General features: G+C 37.5%; 14 protein-coding genes, 1 rRNA gene and 1 other annotated feature. Of the genes, 2 read left to right on the forward strand and 13 right to left on the reverse strand.

What is annotated here, in order from left to right:
* Positions 1-19: 19 nt before the first annotated feature.
* The 9 genes from EDX97_RS05145 to EDX97_RS05185 all read right to left on the reverse strand — a co-directional run bounded on the left by EDX97_RS05145 (position 20) and on the right by EDX97_RS05185 (position 12544).
* Positions 20-205, reverse strand: a complete 186-nt coding sequence (locus EDX97_RS05145; RefSeq protein ID WP_128520123.1) for a hypothetical protein — start codon at positions 203-205, stop codon at positions 20-22.
* Positions 202-2109 carry a methionine--tRNA ligase gene (gene metG / locus EDX97_RS05150; RefSeq protein WP_128520124.1) on the reverse strand — a complete coding sequence of 636 codons (1908 nt, stop codon included), beginning with the start codon at positions 2107-2109 and terminating at the stop codon, positions 202-204. The genes EDX97_RS05145 and metG overlap by 4 nt, the downstream gene beginning before the upstream one ends.
* Before the next feature lie 32 nt (positions 2110-2141).
* Positions 2142-2341, reverse strand: a binding site (T-box leader).
* A 37-nt stretch (positions 2342-2378) separates the two neighbouring features.
* Complete coding sequence (locus EDX97_RS05155; RefSeq protein WP_128520125.1) at positions 2379-3935, reverse strand: PHP domain-containing protein; 1557 nt, start codon at positions 3933-3935, stop codon at positions 2379-2381.
* 69 nt (positions 3936-4004) lie between these two features.
* Positions 4005-5666, reverse strand: a complete 1662-nt coding sequence (locus tag EDX97_RS05160) for a hypothetical protein (RefSeq protein WP_128520126.1) — start codon at positions 5664-5666, stop codon at positions 4005-4007.
* 91 nt (positions 5667-5757) lie between these two features.
* The gene (locus EDX97_RS05165) at positions 5758-8163 is read right to left on the reverse strand and encodes a glycogen/starch/alpha-glucan phosphorylase (protein ID WP_128520127.1); all 2406 of its coding nucleotides are present in this window, start codon (positions 8161-8163) and stop codon (positions 5758-5760) included.
* A gap of 76 nt (positions 8164-8239) precedes the next feature.
* Positions 8240-8722: a winged helix-turn-helix domain-containing protein gene (locus EDX97_RS05170; RefSeq protein WP_173446603.1), complete on the reverse strand. Its 483-nt coding sequence runs from the start codon at positions 8720-8722 to the stop codon at positions 8240-8242.
* A gap of 42 nt (positions 8723-8764) precedes the next feature.
* Positions 8765-9070 carry a septum formation initiator family protein gene (locus EDX97_RS05175; protein ID WP_128520129.1) on the reverse strand — a complete coding sequence of 102 codons (306 nt, stop codon included), beginning with the start codon at positions 9068-9070 and terminating at the stop codon, positions 8765-8767.
* Positions 9071-9079: 9 nt separating this feature from the next.
* Positions 9080-10927: a tRNA uridine-5-carboxymethylaminomethyl(34) synthesis enzyme MnmG gene (gene mnmG, locus EDX97_RS05180; protein ID WP_128520130.1), complete on the reverse strand. Its 1848-nt coding sequence runs from the start codon at positions 10925-10927 to the stop codon at positions 9080-9082.
* On the reverse strand, positions 10928-12544 hold the full coding sequence (locus EDX97_RS05185) for an oligosaccharide flippase family protein (RefSeq protein WP_128520131.1): 1617 nt from the start codon (positions 12542-12544) through the stop codon (positions 10928-10930).
* A 76-nt stretch (positions 12545-12620) separates the two neighbouring features.
* On the opposite strand from EDX97_RS05185, the gene EDX97_RS05190 reads away from it, so the two are divergent.
* Entirely contained in the window at positions 12621-12923 is a 303-nt protein-coding gene (locus EDX97_RS05190; protein WP_128520132.1) for a Dabb family protein, read from the forward strand.
* A complete protein-coding gene (locus EDX97_RS05195) occupies positions 12923-14398 on the forward strand; it encodes an NAD(P)H-hydrate dehydratase (RefSeq protein ID WP_128520133.1) in 1476 nt (491 codons plus the stop codon). The genes EDX97_RS05190 and EDX97_RS05195 overlap by 1 nt, the downstream gene beginning before the upstream one ends.
* Before the next feature lie 84 nt (positions 14399-14482).
* Here the strand turns inward: EDX97_RS05195 and EDX97_RS05200 are convergent, their stop codons facing one another.
* The 4 genes from EDX97_RS05200 to rrf form a co-directional block, all read right to left on the reverse strand.
* The gene (locus EDX97_RS05200; protein ID WP_128520134.1) at positions 14483-14776 is read right to left on the reverse strand and encodes a hypothetical protein; all 294 of its coding nucleotides are present in this window, start codon (positions 14774-14776) and stop codon (positions 14483-14485) included.
* 1 nt (position 14777) lies between these two features.
* A complete protein-coding gene (locus EDX97_RS05205; RefSeq protein WP_128520135.1) occupies positions 14778-15062 on the reverse strand; it encodes a hypothetical protein in 285 nt (94 codons plus the stop codon).
* Positions 15063-15072: 10 nt separating this feature from the next.
* Positions 15073-16533, reverse strand: a complete 1461-nt coding sequence (locus tag EDX97_RS05210; protein ID WP_128520136.1) for a DUF1846 domain-containing protein — start codon at positions 16531-16533, stop codon at positions 15073-15075.
* Between the two features lie 72 nt (positions 16534-16605).
* Positions 16606-16719 (reverse strand): 5S ribosomal RNA (gene rrf, locus EDX97_RS05215).
* Between the last annotated feature and the right edge of the window lie 44 nt (positions 16720-16763).

Consider the following 16763-nt stretch of genomic DNA (forward strand, 5'->3'; position numbering starts at 1 on the left):
TAACTAAAAAAGCGAAAGATCATTCGTCTTTCGCTTTCTGTATGATTTTCGCAATGAACCAAGTTCGAACTAAACCATAGGCAAGTACAGCCAAGCCAATCCACACCATTTCATCGTGATTTAGAAAGAATCCCGCCAATCCGATGACAAGACCAAGACCGGTTAGTTGTAGTTGTTGAAAAAGAGCTTTTTGTTCACGTGTCATGAAATCTTTGTGCCATTAGGCATTGGTTGATCCACACTGACAATGGATAAGTGCTTCTTATCAGCTGCACATAAGATCATACCATTGGATTCAACACCACGTAATTTCACTGGTTTTAAGTTTGTCACAACGACCACTTGCTTACCAACTAGATCTTCTGGTTGATAATATTTCGCGATACCACTAACAATTTGACGTGTTTCATCACCCAGATCAATTTGTTCCACCAATAAACGATCGGCTTTTGGATGTTTTTCACAAGAAACAATGGTTCCTACTTTTAATTCCACTTTCGCAAAATCATCCACGTCAATTTTTGGTTCTTCTGCCTTTTTTGGTTTGGCTTTTTGTGCAAAGAACTTCTTTTCATCAATACGTGCAAATAATGGTTGCATCTTTTTGATGACTGCATGATTGGTTTCTAATTGACCAAATTTGGCAAGGGAATCAAAATCGCGTTGTTGCGTCTGTAATGCATCTAAGATCTTTTCACTGGTTTCTGGTAAGAAACTTGACAACAATACACCACTGAAACGAATACTTTCTAACAAGTTATATAAAACCGTTGCCAAACGATCTTTTTTCTCTGGATCTTTCGCTAAGACCCAAGGTTCAGTTTGATCGATATATTTATTGGTACGACGCAATAAAGTGAAGATTTCATCTAGTGCATCACCTACATGGAAATCATCCATTTTTTCCGTGACCTTCGCTAAAGTGCTTTCCGCCAAATCAATCAATTCTTGATCAACTGGTTCGGATACACCTGGATTGGTAATTTGTCCATCGAAATATTTATTGGACATCGCAATCGAGCGAGATACCAAGTTACCTAAGATATTGGCTAAATCACTGTTGATTCGTTCAATGATCAAAGGCCAAGTAATGGTTCCATCTTGGGCAAATGGCATTTCATGTAGACAATAGTAACGTACAGCATCCACACCAAAGGCATCCACTAGATCTTCCGCATAAATTACATTGCCTTTGGATTTGGACATCTTGTCATCACCAATCAATAGCCAAGGATGACCGAAGACTTTCTTTGGCAAAGGCAAATCCAAAGCCATCAAGAAGATAGGCCAATAAATGGTATGAAAACGCAAGATATCTTTACCAATGATATGTGTGCCTGGCCAGAATTTCTTAAATTTCTCTGGTTGTTCTTTTAAATATGGATCATAGCCTAATGTTGTAATATAGTTAAACAAAGCATCAATCCATACATAAATAACGTGTTTTGGATCAAAATCTACGGGAATACCCCAAGTAAAAGAGGTACGAGATACACATAGATCTTGCAAGCCAGGTCGTAAGAAGTTATTCAACATTTCATTACGACGAGATTCTGGTTGAATAAAGTCTGGATGTTCTTCAATGTATTTGATCAAGCGAGGTGCATATTTCTGCATATTAAAAAAATAGGCTTCTTCTTTCGCTTTTTCGACTTTACGACCACAATCGGGACAACAACCATCCACTAGTTGTGATTCTGTCCAGAAAGATTCACAAGGTGTACAATACCAACCTTCGTATTCACCTTTGTAGATATCACCTTGTTCGTAGAGTTTCTTAAATACTTTCTGAACAATTTTTTCATGATCTTTATTGGTTGTACGAACAAAATAGTCATAGCTTACATTCATTAAATCCCAATTGGATTTGATTTGACCCGCTACTTGATCCACAAATTCTTGTGGGCTGATGCCGGCTTCTTTGGCTTTTTGTTCAATTTTAATACCATGTTCATCAGTACCTGTTTGAAAATATACATCATATCCTTCGGCACGTTTATATCGTGCAATCGCATCGGATAAGATGATTTCATAGGTATTTCCAATATGTGGACGACCCGATGTATAGGCAATCGCCGTTGTTAGATAATAAGGTCCTTTCTTTTCCATATCTCATTCCTCCTTAAAAAAAAGAGCTTTCATCCAAGGACGAAAGCTCGTGGTACCACCTTAGTTCATGTATCAAAGATACACCTCAAACCCGTAACGAGGGAAACGTTCCTTACTCATGATTCATAAGGAAAGCTCCAAGTCCATTTTCCATATTTCCATTTATTCTTTTTCACCAACCAAGAACTCTCTACCAAATTTCCATATGTACTCTACTTTTCATTGCTTTTGTTTCATTATACGGCAACTCATACAAACTCTCAACTCTTTTACTTGAGTGCCTCCGATAAGATTCGTACCAGTGGCCAAGCTTTTTCTGGGCAGCAACAATGTCCCATTTTAAATTTTGGACGATTTGGACCGTGGAAATCCGATCCACATGTCACAAAGGCACTATGTTTTTTCACGATGCGCAACAAGGAAGTCATCGTTGCTTCATGAATACGTGGTGAGAAACATTCAATACCGTCGATGCCTAGTTCCATCATGGTTTCAATTTCTTCATCATGAATATGATCCATATTCCAACTGGATAAAATCGCAATACCACCGGCATCGTGAATGGCCTTGACCATATCACCTAATGCTGGATAACTAGCTGTAACGTAACATGGACCGCCTTTGCCAAATACATCACGGGCAAAACGACGACGCGCTTGCGTTTCATTTTTCGATGACTCTAAATATTTTTTCACAAAAGATAATTCACGTACACGTTTATTATGGAAGACCATCTTCGTGATATCTTGGGCCGTAATCGTTTGGAAACGAGACGTCTGCATCAAGGATTCCACATCAATATGGATACCACAGAAATCTTCAAATTTTTGGGTACGTTCAATCGATACTTGTTTTTCCCTCATTAACGATTCTCGTTCGATTTCATCAAAAATATCTTTTGTCCAATCAATGTAGTAACCTAAAATACGAACACGATGGCCTTTCCACTGTGTATCAATTTCAACCCCAGGAATATATTGAATATTATACATAGGGGCAAAGCGGACAGCGGCTGCATTGGCACGTGCACAGTTATGATCAGTGATGGAAATCACTTCCATATGCAATTGAAAGGCTTGTTTAAATAAATCTTCTACATCATAATAGCCATCATCACTATAGTTAGAGCGTAAATGTAAATCAATTGGTGAAACCAAATCCGATGAAATGGCAGGAGATGGTTCTGGTTGTTGTTTCACAACTTTAATTGGTTCATCGATAAACTCTTCGGTTTCTTCTTCTAATTTTTCGGACATTGGTGGTTCATGAACGGGCATGGTCTTAAACAATAAATCCGCGATGGTTTGTTGGCGAGGGGTAGCGCAAACGCAAACCGCATTGATGGCCCACCATACGATCATCCCGATGACTTGGAAAAAATAACCGATGACCATCAAAGGAATACCAAAGCCAATGGCTTGTCGTAAAATCAAGAATAAACCCGAAACTTCACGTTTGTTTTTATCGACCAATTTCAAGTTGGTATACACATAACCAAAAGATTGGCCATGGGTATAGGCTGTAAAAATACCTAATCCTAAAATGCTGGTCACAAACAACAACGCATACATGATATAAAAGAGTAAATCAAAAAAGTTAGGTGGAATCAAACCACATAAAATCAACAAAAATTCAATGACCCAAATATAAACAGGGAGTAAACATATATTTAGATCTATTAAGAACGCAAAAAGATGGGATACAAAATCAGAATGTTTGCGCGTCAAAAATTCAGCTTGTTTGTATCCACCATGTTTATATGCTTTCGATTTGGCTAAAAAATATGCACGAGACAAATCGATCTTATCGTTATTTCTATCGCTCATCCGTCAAAAAACCTTTCTTGTCCTATTATACAAAAAGAAAAACCCACATTCAATCATGTGGGCCAAAAGCTATTCACTTTTTGTTTTCTTACGAACAGAAATCATACCAATCACAGCTATACCACATAATACAGTATAGGATACATATTGGTCCGCTACTGCTGTATTGACATTGGTTGTTGGCACATCCATGGCTTTCGCTTCATTATAAAGCTTGGTATAGGTCTTGCTAATGCGTTTAGTCAAAATCGAATTGACTTGAATTTTTTCCGAAGCACTTAATTGATCCCATGCGGATTTGGAACTTAAGATGCGTTGATAATTGGTATAATTAGCACGTTCATAAACCACACCGGTTGAACTTGTTAAATAGGTATTCACAAAAGCTTGTGCTGTTGTGGAAGCACTTGTCTTCTCTTTGATCACAACGTTCAAAGCTTGTTCAGAAAGCGTAGTCGGTGTTGCCGATGTTGTCTTTGTTGTTGTAAGTTTTTGACTTGTTGACTGGTTCAATATTGTTGTTTGTGCTTGTACCGTAGCTGGTTCAATCACTTTTTTGGATGCAATCGTATATGGTGAAAAGGCACTTGTGGAAATGGTCACTTCGGATGCATCATCACTCGTACCTACACTTTTCACTTCTCCATCTCCGGAATCATGAATAACGGATACATTGGTACCAGACTCAAATTGATTGGTTGATAATTTGACATCTACGTTTTTCTTTGGTTCAACTTCTTTTCCATCTTTCCAGAAAGAAATATCCACACTCACCGCTTGATCGACATTATCTCCTAGAACGGCTTTCGCATCTTCCAATGCCGATTGACTATCCAATGGTACAACAACCATTTGTGTACCTTGTTCAAAAGCACCCGCTTGGGCATATACAGTCACTTTGACATTATTCGCATAACCAGTAAATACAAGTGTTTGTGTATTTAAAATAGGTTGTGTATTCGCAACAACGGTTGCATGTTCATCTTGTGTCGTTGTGGACTGTGTCTTATCATCTTGCCCTGTTGTTGTCTGTGTTTTCTGTTCTGTTGTTGTATTTGCAGACGCATTGGTATTTGATTGTGTATTTGTTGAAGATGATGGATTCGTTGTTGTAGTAGAAGTCGTATTGGACGTTGTATTCGTCGTTGGTTGTGAAGTAATTTCTTTCGTTGTTGAACTAGTAGCTGTTGAACTACTACTTGTTGTTTGTGTCGTTTTTTGGGTTGCTTGTTGTTCCGCTTTTTGAGCGGCTTCTTTCTGAGCTGCTTCTTTCGCAGCTTGTTCCTGTGCCGCCTTTTCTTGCGCAGCTTGTTCTTCCTGTTGTTTCTTTTCCGCTTCCTGTTGTGCTTTGATGGAAGCATCCTTATCTTTTGCTGCTTTCAACAAAGAATCATAGGTTGGATATACATTTTCTGTATTCTTTTTGACCAATTCATCGATGGCATCCTTTTTGGTTTCATCTTTGGCCAATTCCTGATATGTTGTTTCACTATTTAGGATCGTCTGATAGTTAGTGTCATCAACAACCTTAAATGCTTCATAAACGGTTTTATTGTCGACTGTTTTTTTAAAGCTTAAACAATAGTTCACAAAATCTTCTGGTGTTTCGATTTTTACTTCTGTGATTGGTGTTGTGCTTGTACTTTCCGCAAGAATGGGCGTTGCCATTGGAATTATCATTGAAGATGAAATCAATACGGAAGCCATCGCATGTTTGAATGAAAACTTCATGATCACCCTCCTATCACTCATTTCCATATTTTACCCTAAAAATCAATAGACGTCTAGTAATTAAAAAAAGGAGCCGAAGCTCCTTTTGTGATTAGAATACAATTTTATCCAAATTCCAAATTTGGCTAGCATATTCTTCAATTGTACGATCACTTGAGAAGTAACCCGATTTCGCAATGTTGATCAACATCGTACGAGCCCAGTTATTCGTATCACGATAACGTGCTTCTACATGTGTTTGTGCTCTTGAATATCCACCAAAATCAGCCAATACAAAGAATTCATCACCTTGTGTCAAGACATCATTATAAATCAAACGGAATGCATCTGGATCTTTTGTCCAATAGCCATTACGTAACGAATCAATAACACGACGAATCTCATCATGGCTACGATAATAATCCCAAGAATGATAAGCTTGTTCATGTTTCAAGTGGTTGATATCTTCGACATGCAAACCAAAGATTTCCGCATTTTCTTCGCCTACTTGATCCACGATTTCCACATTGGCACCATCTAAAGTACCCAATGTTAAAGCACCATTCATCATATATTTCATATTTCCAGTACCACTCGCTTCTTTACCAGCCGTAGAAATTTGTTCCGATACATCAGCAGCTGGAATCAAGATTTCAGCAACAGAAACAGAGTAGTTAGGAATGAAGACAACTTTTAAGAATTCATTCGTTTCTGGATCATTATTTACACGATCCGCTACAATATTGATCAATTTAATGATTTCTTTTGCCAAATAATAGCTTGGTGCCGCTTTTGCAGAGAAGAAGAATGTTCGTGGATAAATACGATAATTTGGATCCTCTTTCATATGCATATAGATATTCATGACATTAAAGATATTCAATAACTGACGTTTATACGCATGCAAACGTTTTGACTGACAATCAAAAATGGAATTCACATTAACATCGATATTCATTGTCTTCTTGATATAATCGGCCAAAATTTGTTTACGTTGTTTCTTCACATCCATGAATTTTTGTTGAAGAACCGGATCTTCGACATAAGCCATCAAATCTTGTAACTTTTCTGGATCTGTTTTAAATTCATCACCAATTGTATCTTCCAATAAACTTGTCAATTGTGGATTACAATACATCAACCAACGACGATGCGTAATACCATTTGTTTTATTATTGAAAAGACTTGGTTCAATTGTCACAAAATCTTTAAATACATCATCCACTAAGATTTTTGAATGCAACTTGGCAACACCATTGACACTATGACTACCAACAATAGCTAAGTTAGCCATATGGACTTGTCCTTCACGCAATACTGCAACATTTGGATAAATCGCACATAAACCAAGATGATCGACTTCAAACTTCCAACGACGATCAATCTCTTCAATGATCATATAAATACGTGGTAACAATTTTTGTACCGTTTCTTGTGACCATTTTTCCAAAGCTTCCGCCATGACCGTATGGTTTGTATAAGCAACAGTTCCCTTGACGATTTTCCATGCATCATCCCATTCATAATCGTATTCATCACATAAAATACGCATTAATTCAGGAATAACCAATACAGGATGGGTATCATTCAACTGAATCGCTACTTTTTCTGGTAAGTTATCTAGAGATGGATACACACGTAAATGACTTTCAATAATTTGCGAAAGTCCTGCACAAACAAAGAAATATTCTTGTTTCAAACGAAGTTCTTTTCCTTCAGGTGTTGAATCATCTGGATATACATTTGCCGTTAAAGCCGTAACATCATCTAAATATTTATTTAAGTTTCCTGTAGGAGCCGTATCTTCATCAACTTCTGCGTCCCACAAACGCAAAGTATTTGTTGTTTTTGTATGGTAACCAATAATTGGTTCATCATAAGGTACAGCACGTACCACAAAATCTGGATGATGAAATGTCACAAACTTCCCTTGTTCATTGATATATCCATCTACATATCCACCAAATTTTACACGAACACCATGATATGGTTTCCATACTTCCCAAACATTACCATATTTTAACCAGCAGTCTGGCATTTCTACTTGTTCATCATTTTCAATCTTTTGTTTAAACAATCCATAATGATAACGAATGCAGTTACCATTTCCAGCATAGTTCAATGATGCAAGTGAATCCATGAAACAAGCGGCTAAACGACCCAATCCACCATTTCCTAATCCAGCATCACTTTCGATTTCTTCTAAATCGTTGATATCCATGCCTAATTCTTTTAATCCTTCACAAACCGTATCGTAGATACCTAAGTTCATCAAGTTGTTTGTCAACAAACGACCCATTAAAAATTCCATAGAAAAGTAATATAACTGCTTTGTTTGATGCTTCTTGACAGCGTTTTTCGTAGCTTTCCAGTTACTATTCGCATATTCACGAATCATGTTACCCAAAGCCAAATACCGTTCTACATTTGATGTATCTTCGAAATCTCGGCCATACATGTCTGATGTTGTTTCTTTAAAGCGCTCAACAAATAATGCTTCAGAATTGAAACTGTTCATCTTTGTCCTCCCCAAACTTTCAATTGGTTTTAAGATATAACGATTCGAAGGAAAAATCAAGTTTTTTACAGATGACTTACTTACGCTTATTCACGGTTCCAATCCAATAATATCCAATCCCTTTGCGAACCCCAATACGTGTCTTTCCTACTTTTTTACGAAGTCCCATAATAAATACACTCAAAGTATTATCTTGAATCGCTGTTTTTGAATGACTTAATAAATCAATCAAAACATCACGTGTCAATACAATATTGGCATTTTGCAGAAATGCCTCCAACAAGAGCAATTCACTTGGTGTACAAACAATTTCTTTATGATCAATCGTAACCACTTTATTTAAACGATCATAAATCAATCCATTGGATTCAAAATAACGATATTCTAAAGGGGCTCCATTGGCAAAATAGGCACGCAATACATCTTCATTATAATGACGAAGCAGATTCGCAAAATCATCTTCATTGATGATATATTCACCATCTTTTGGCATGGATAAATGATTATGATCTAGATAATCCACCAAAACACGACTATTGATCTTTATTGATTTTGTCATACTTTTTCCTTTCATAGAAAAAGTGGCTGTAACGCCACTTCCTTAGTTATTCGTATCATTATTAGAAAATTTAAAAACTTGTTCTCCTTCTTTTGTCACAAGATATTTACCCCGGGCAATATATTCAATATAGTCAGGATCCGATAAGTTTTTTTTCTTTTTCGTTAATTCTTTCTTTTCCGCATTTAAAGCACTTTGTTTCTGTTGCGTATCTGAAATACTGCGATGCAGATCATACATCGTCTTTAGCTCTGAAAGACCAGATAAAATCATTAAAGCGGCACATACGACCATAATCAACTTAGCTGCAGGTGATAATCTTTTTTTCTTCTTACGAGATTTGGCCATATGCTCCTCCTATCTAACTTTCATTGCCAATACCGCAATATCACTCGGATTGATTCCTGAAATACGACTGGCTTGCCCTAAAGTTTGGGGACGAACAGCATCCAATTTTTGCCGTGCTTCTAAAGAAATATTTTCCATATGCGCATAATCCAGATCATCTGGTAAAGCAACGGATTCCATTTCTTGTAGATGCCGTGCATCACGTTTCGCTTTTTCGATATACCCCTTATATTTTACATCGATTTCAATATGCTGATTAATAAAATGTCCAAAATTGACACCCGTAATCGATGAAAGACCATCAATTGTCACTTTTGGTCGTTTTAATAAATCGATTTCCTTCATTCCCCGATCCGTTGGTGTAAATCCCAACGAAGTCAAATACGCATTCAATGCCGGATCCGCTTTCACATGCGTTTGTGATAACACATCTTTAGCTTGTTCAATAGCCTGTCGCTTCTGACAATATTGATCGTATCGATCCTTCGATACACAACCGATTTGATAGCCCATCTCCAACAAGCGTTCTTCCGCATTATCATGACGCAACAACAAGCGATATTCCGCACGACTCGTCAATAAACGATAGGGTTCTTTCGTTCCCTTGGTGCATAAATCATCAATCATAACGCCAATATACGCTTGATCTCGACGTAGCACGAATGGTGGTTTTCCATCCACTTTTAAAGCCGCATTGATACCAGCCATCAAACCCTGACCAGCTGCTTCTTCATATCCACTTGTACCATTGACTTGTCCTGCCGTAAATAAATTTTCAACAATTTTATTTTCCATATTTGGTTTCATCTGCAAAGGATCAATGGCATCATATTCAATCGCATACGCATATTTTTTTATGGTGCAATGTTCCAAACCAGGTAAAGAATGTACCATTTCTTCTTGTACGTCGATTGGCATAGACGTAGAAAAACCTTGTACATAGGTTGTATCCATCGATAAAGACTCTGGTTCTAAGAACAATTGATGGCGTGGTTTATCCGCAAATCGCACCAATTTATCTTCAATACTTGGACAATAACGAGGTCCTACTCCTTTGACTAAACCTGAATACATGGCAGAATCATGCAAATGCGAACGAATGATTTCATGTGTTTTCGGTGTTGTATAAATCAAATGACATACTTCTTGTTGATCAAATGGCAAAACATCTTCTGGTTGCGTGGTTTCACTAAAACGCAAAAAAGCATTTGTTCCCGGTTGTACAGACGTTTTTGAAAAATCAATCGTTCTCGTTAAAACCCGCGGTGGCGTTCCCGTTTTTAAACGAAATGTCCGAATACCAGCTTTACGTAAACTTTCCGATAGGGATTGTATCGTTGGTTGTTCTTCCGGTCCCGATTCTGTCGCCGTGTGTCCCCGCAATACGGAAGAAGACATATACGTTCCTGTTGTTAAAACAACAGTCTTTCCTAATAATTCCGTTCCATCGGTACACCGCACACCTTCGATCCGATGATTTTTGATCATCAAAGAATGCGCCATCTTTTCAACAACCGTCAAATTCGGTGTATTCGATAACGTTTTTTTCATGAATTTCTTATAAGCAACTTTATCACTTTGAACTCGCAAAGACCAAACACCCGGTCCTTTGGTCGTATTCAACATTTTAAACTGTAAAGCCGTTCGATCCGCTGCGATAGGCATTAAGCCACCCAAAGCATCAATTTCACGAACAACGATTCCTTTGGCCGGACCACCCACGCTTGGATTACAAGGCATCGAACCTGCCATATCCAAAGACAGTGTTAATAATGCGGTTTGTTTCTGCATACGACTCGCTGCCATGGCTGCTTCAATACCAGCATGCCCAGCACCAATTACGATTACATCATACATTTATTGTGCCTCCTTTTTGGGACGTCCAATATGTACATGAAAAGCCAATTCTGGAACTTTCAAAGCAATTGTCACGATCATGAATACAATGAGACTGATCAATCCATTGATACACATCGTAATGAAACATACGATCTTTCGAGATGAAACACTACCTAAACCAAGATGGGTCAAAAGCATCGAAGTAATCCATAAAGCCAGTAAACCAATACATACACGGAAAACAATTTGCCATACTCGTTTATAAGAAATATGATAATGTATCTTAATTTGATGAAGATTCGAAAAGAACAAATAGCCATCCGCAATTAAAGAAGCCAAAACAGCGCCTCCAAATCCCATCATCATTGTCATGGGAACCATTAATACACCTTTTATGATTGCATTGATGATCATTCTTTTTAAAACCAATGGTTGTAGTTTTAATGCCATCATCAAATTCGTTACTACTGGCAATAAAGTACCTGTGATTGATTCTAACGTTAGCCATTGTAAGACCATGGTACTCGTATTCAAATCATCGGTATAAAACAAGGTATAGTTTAATGGTGCGGAATAGGCAAATAAACAGAACGATACTGGTAAACCTATATATAATACAACGCCTAAGCAATCCACTACATTTTTCTGGATCAACCGTTTATTATGTTTAGTCAAAGCTGAGGTGATATGCGGTATGATGGCAGCTGTAAAACCAGGTGCCAAAACCATCGGAATCGCCGTCATTTTAACACCCACATACGTTGTAGCCGAAATAATCGAAGAAACTTTGGCTTCACTTGGATAATATGCTTTTAATCCAGCTGGTAATAAAACCGCATTATAAATTTGTTGGCTATAGCCCAATAAAGAAGAAATCAAATAAGGAATTGCTAAAAGAACCAATTCTTTAATGATCTCATTGCGCTTTAACGAAGGTGTCGTCTGTGCTCGTGCTTGATCAATAATTTCTTGTGATCGTGTTTTATCAAAATGACGAATTTGAACAATTCCCGCAATGGCTGCTACCGTTGTCGATAAGACCGATGCATATAAGGCCCATTTTCTTTCCCAATGCAGAACATAAACCATTAAACAAGCTGCCGACAATAAGAAGCCGACACGGAAAATTTGTTCAAAAGCTTGTGAAAACGCGTATTCGCCCATTTCTTTTAAACCTTGGTAATAGCCACGAAAAGCCGATAATACCGGTACAAAAAATAAAGCAATGGCTAAGATTCGCAAGACATTGGCCATGATCGTTGGATCACCAGCAATCATCAATGGTGCCAAGACCCCAGAAAAGGCCATCAACAACAACATGCCAACAAAGCCCAATAACGATAACATCGCAATAGAGACTTTCTTGACCAATAAAACCGTTTTTGGATCATCCAATACAGTATATTTAGAAACCATTGTCGCAATCGCAAATGGGAATCCAGCTGTAAATACATTCAATACATACGAATATATATTATATGCTTGTCCATAATATCCCATATATTTGACATTTCCTAAGATACTAGAAAATGGAATCGCATAAATAATTCCGATTAATTTTGCGACAAAAAGCCCGCCAGTTCCAACAAGTCCCGACAGGATGATCGACTTTTTTACTTTGGATTGATTTTCCATAGTGCTTGTCCCCTTTGAGTTATGATTATAACACATGTGATGAAAATACAAGCAATTTTTTATTGACTAGTGTATCATGAAAATTGAAAGTGAGGTTACTATGACACATATCGTATTTTTTAAATTAAAAGAATCCACACCCGAAAATCAGGATCAATTAGCTGCCATTTTAAATAAAATGCAAGGAAAAATTGATTTAGTACATGAAATGGAAGTCGGTAAAGATTTTCTTCATTCCGATCGTAGTTTTGATGTCGCTTTGATTGTTCGTTTAGACAAAGAAAATTTAGATGCCTATCAAAATAATGCCTTACACTGTGCTTGTAAAAAAGAATTCGCTCCTTTGGTTGATTACTCCAAAACCGTCGATTTTGAATAATGACGACCATTTGTTCAGCTAAGCAAGCACGTGATTTTGATCAACGAACAATTGAACACTACCAAATTCCTTCTTTGGTATTAATGGAACATGCAGCTATTGAATGTGCTCGTTTCATTGAAGCAAAACACCCAAAACAAATATTAGTCGTATGTGGCTCGGGAAATAATGGTGGAGATGGTTTAGCCATTGCTCGATTATTGATACAAGCCCATATTCCTGTAGATATTTATTTGGTAGGCACACATTTCTCGGATGCCAATCTTCACCAACAAAATATTCTAAAGAAGATGGGTGTCTCAATCCAAACCGATTGGACAATGATGAAAGACAATATCTATACCTATATTATAGATTGTATCTTTGGCAATGGATTAAGCCGAGAAATCAAAGAACCGTATTATTCTTTGATTGATGATATTAATAAAAATGATTCACCTACGATTTCAATCGATGTACCAAGCGGTCTGGATGCGACATCCGGTGAAATTCTCGGGATTGCCATCCATGCCGATATCACTTTGTCTCTGGACTGTATCAAATGGGGTCAAATTACCAATCAAGGTCCTTCTATTTGTGGTCAACTGCATTGTTTTGAAATTGGTATCATTCACGATGCACCCACCATGCAATTAATCGACAAGACGACCATTCATTTACCGGAGCGATCCAATCTTGCCCATAAAGGCACGTTTGGAAAAGCTTTGATGATTGGGGGATCACATGCCATGCATGGAGCCATCACGATGGCGGCTAAAGCCTGCTACAAAAGTGGTATTGGCACCCTTACATTGATGCTTCCAAACAGTATTGCAGATATCTTAGCGTATAAGATGGATAGTGCTATGCGCCTGATCTATCCACAAGAAAACTTTGATAGTAGGAGTCCACTCTTTCTACAAACGAACATGGAAAAATTTGATTTACTATCCCTTGGCAATGGTATGGGACAAGTTCCATCAACAATTGAAATGGTACATACCGCTTTGGCAAGCACAAAACCAGTTCTTGTGGATGCAGATGGCTTATGGGCTTTACAAGAGCATCCCGAATGGTTGCATCGCCAGGCACCAACGATCATTACTCCACATGTCAAAGAATTCAGTTACCTAACCCATCAAGATGTTTCTACCATTGCGAAACATCCATTGGCAAGTATTCAACCCTTTGTGGAAGCATATCCGGAAGTGACTTTGGTATTAAAATCCAATGTAACCGTAGTGGCTCAAGGAACATCGCAATATGTTTTATATGCACCAAATAGTGCTTTATCCAAAGGTGGTAGTGGCGATATTTTATGTGGCATCATAACAGGTTTATACGGCCAATGTAAAAATGTCTTACAAGCAGCTATAACAGGTGTATATATCCATAGTCAATGTGCAAAAGTGGATATGGATTCGGCTTGTGTACAACCCGATGATATCATTGATCAATTACCTACTGTCTTTCGACAACTACGAAAAAAGGGCTAATTGATATGATTCCCTAAAAGTAGACAGTACAAATATACAAAATGTACTGCCTTACTTTAGGGGATTTTATCAAATGGCCCTTTTTTATTTGATTTCTAAATAATAAACATGGGGATGAAACATTCGTGTATTATATCCATAATCCAACCAAGTTTCATCATCCTTTGTCCAATAGGCATTGAGTTGGGGAATCAATGCTTCCCATGTCCTTTTTTCACATTGCATCGTGGCATAAAATTCAGAACAAGAAATCAATGAAGCTTGTTCTCGAATGGGTGAGAAATGAAAATTTCCCAATTGGGATAAAGCCGATTGAACCTCATTTACTTGTTTTTCTTCCAACGTATCAACCACGACATATAACGTATATGTACGCATCTTATTTAGTATTTTCTAAGACATATCGACACAATTTTTTTAAATTGGTGTCATTTGACAAAGTAATCACTTTTCCTAATCCTAAATTTAAAGAAGCAATCACTGGATTTCCATCTTCTACTTGCATATTTAATGTACCCGTTGCATTCACATAGAATACATCATATAAATAGCCCGTGCGATTTCCCACTTCATTTTTTTCTCGCAACGTAAATTCAAACGCATCCTTATTTTTTAAGATAATTCGTACAGCTCCTGCTCCTGAGCTGGGTAACGCTTTTGCCATATTGTTCCTCCTATCGTTTATCTGCCTCATAGGTCACTTCTAAACCAAGTTGGGTTAAGATTGATAAATCTTCAACTTTTAATTGACATGTAAAATGAGCTTGACATCCTCGTAATTGCGGAATCACATCTAGTGCTTTTTGAGCCTCTTCGTTATGAACCGCACTTAACGATAACGCAATCAAAACTTCTTGAATATGAAGACGTGGATTTACACTGCCTAAGTATTTTGTCTTTAAATCTTGAATGGGACCAAAAGCTTGTGGTGAAATCACATCTTCATGATCTGGCAATTGAGCCAAATGTTTTAAGGCATTGATTACAGTATTGGATACGGTACCCATAAAGTTGGTTGTTTTTCCAGTAATCATGGTTCCATCGGCTAATTCGACAGCACCGGAAAAACTATGGGTTATCTTAGCCTTTTCACGAGCTGCTACAACACATTTTCGATCTTCGATTGAAATACCTGCTTTCTCCATGATGATGGTCTGCTTATTGACTTCATCTATCGAACATTGTTCTTTCACATAGCGTGTATAACTTTCAAAATAACGACGAATGATTTCTTGTTGACTTGCTTCACAACAGGCTTGATCATCTTCAATCGCAAAGCCAGCCATATTCACGCCCATATCGGTTGGACTCTTATATGGACAAGTTCCATAAATTTCTTCAAAAATATTCTTTAGCACTGGAAAGATCTCGACATCTCGATTGTAGTTAACGGTGATTTTTTCATAGGCTTGGAGATGAAAAGGATCAATCATATTCACATCAGCTAAATCGGCCGTGGCTGCTTCATAAGCTAAGTTCACAGGATGATTGACATCTAAATTCCAAATTGGAAAAGTTTCATATTTGGCATAACCAGCTTTGATGCCATGTTTATATTCATGATAGAGTTGGGATAAACATGTTGCCATTTTACCGCTTCCAGGTCCTGGTGCAGTTACAACAACCAATGGTTTAGTGGTTTCAATGAAGTCATTTTTGCCAAATCCTTGATCAGAAATAATGGCTTTCACATTGGTTGGATAGCCTTCAATATAATAATGTTGATAAACATGAATCTGTCTTCTTTTTAATTTTGTTTTAAATCGATCGATCATCTTAGAATGATGATACTGAGTAATAACGACACTGCTTACATACAATCCTCGTGATTGAAATTCTTTGATCAAACGTAGTACGTCTTCATCGTAGGTAATGCCTAAATCACCACGAATCTTATTGTTTTCTATGTCTTTGGCACAAATAGCGATGACTATTTCTGCTTGATCTTTCATGGTCATCAGCATTTGTAGTTTACTATCTGGTTCAAAACCGGGTAATACACGACTAGCATGATAATCATCAAATAATTTTCCACCAAATTCTAGATACAACTTATCGTCAAATTGCGCAATGCGCTCTTGGATATGCTTTGACTGCATCTTTAAATACTTCTTATTATTAAATCCTTGTTTCATAGATATCCTTTCGTAAAAATAGCTAAGAATATGATACCGATGAAAGAAATATTTATCAACATAAAAAAAAGGACCCGGCAGCGTGCTATGTTCGCAGGGGCAGGCCCAACTATCTTCGCCGCGGGAGTGCTTAACTTCTGTGTTCGGGATGTCAACAGGTGTATCCACTCCGCTATCGCTACCGGATCCTTTGAGAGATGCTCTCTCAAAATCGAACAACGCTTCCGACT

The organism is Absicoccus porci (assembly GCF_003725415.1).
GTDB lineage: Bacteria > Bacillota_I > Bacilli_A > Erysipelotrichales > Erysipelotrichaceae > Absicoccus > Absicoccus porci.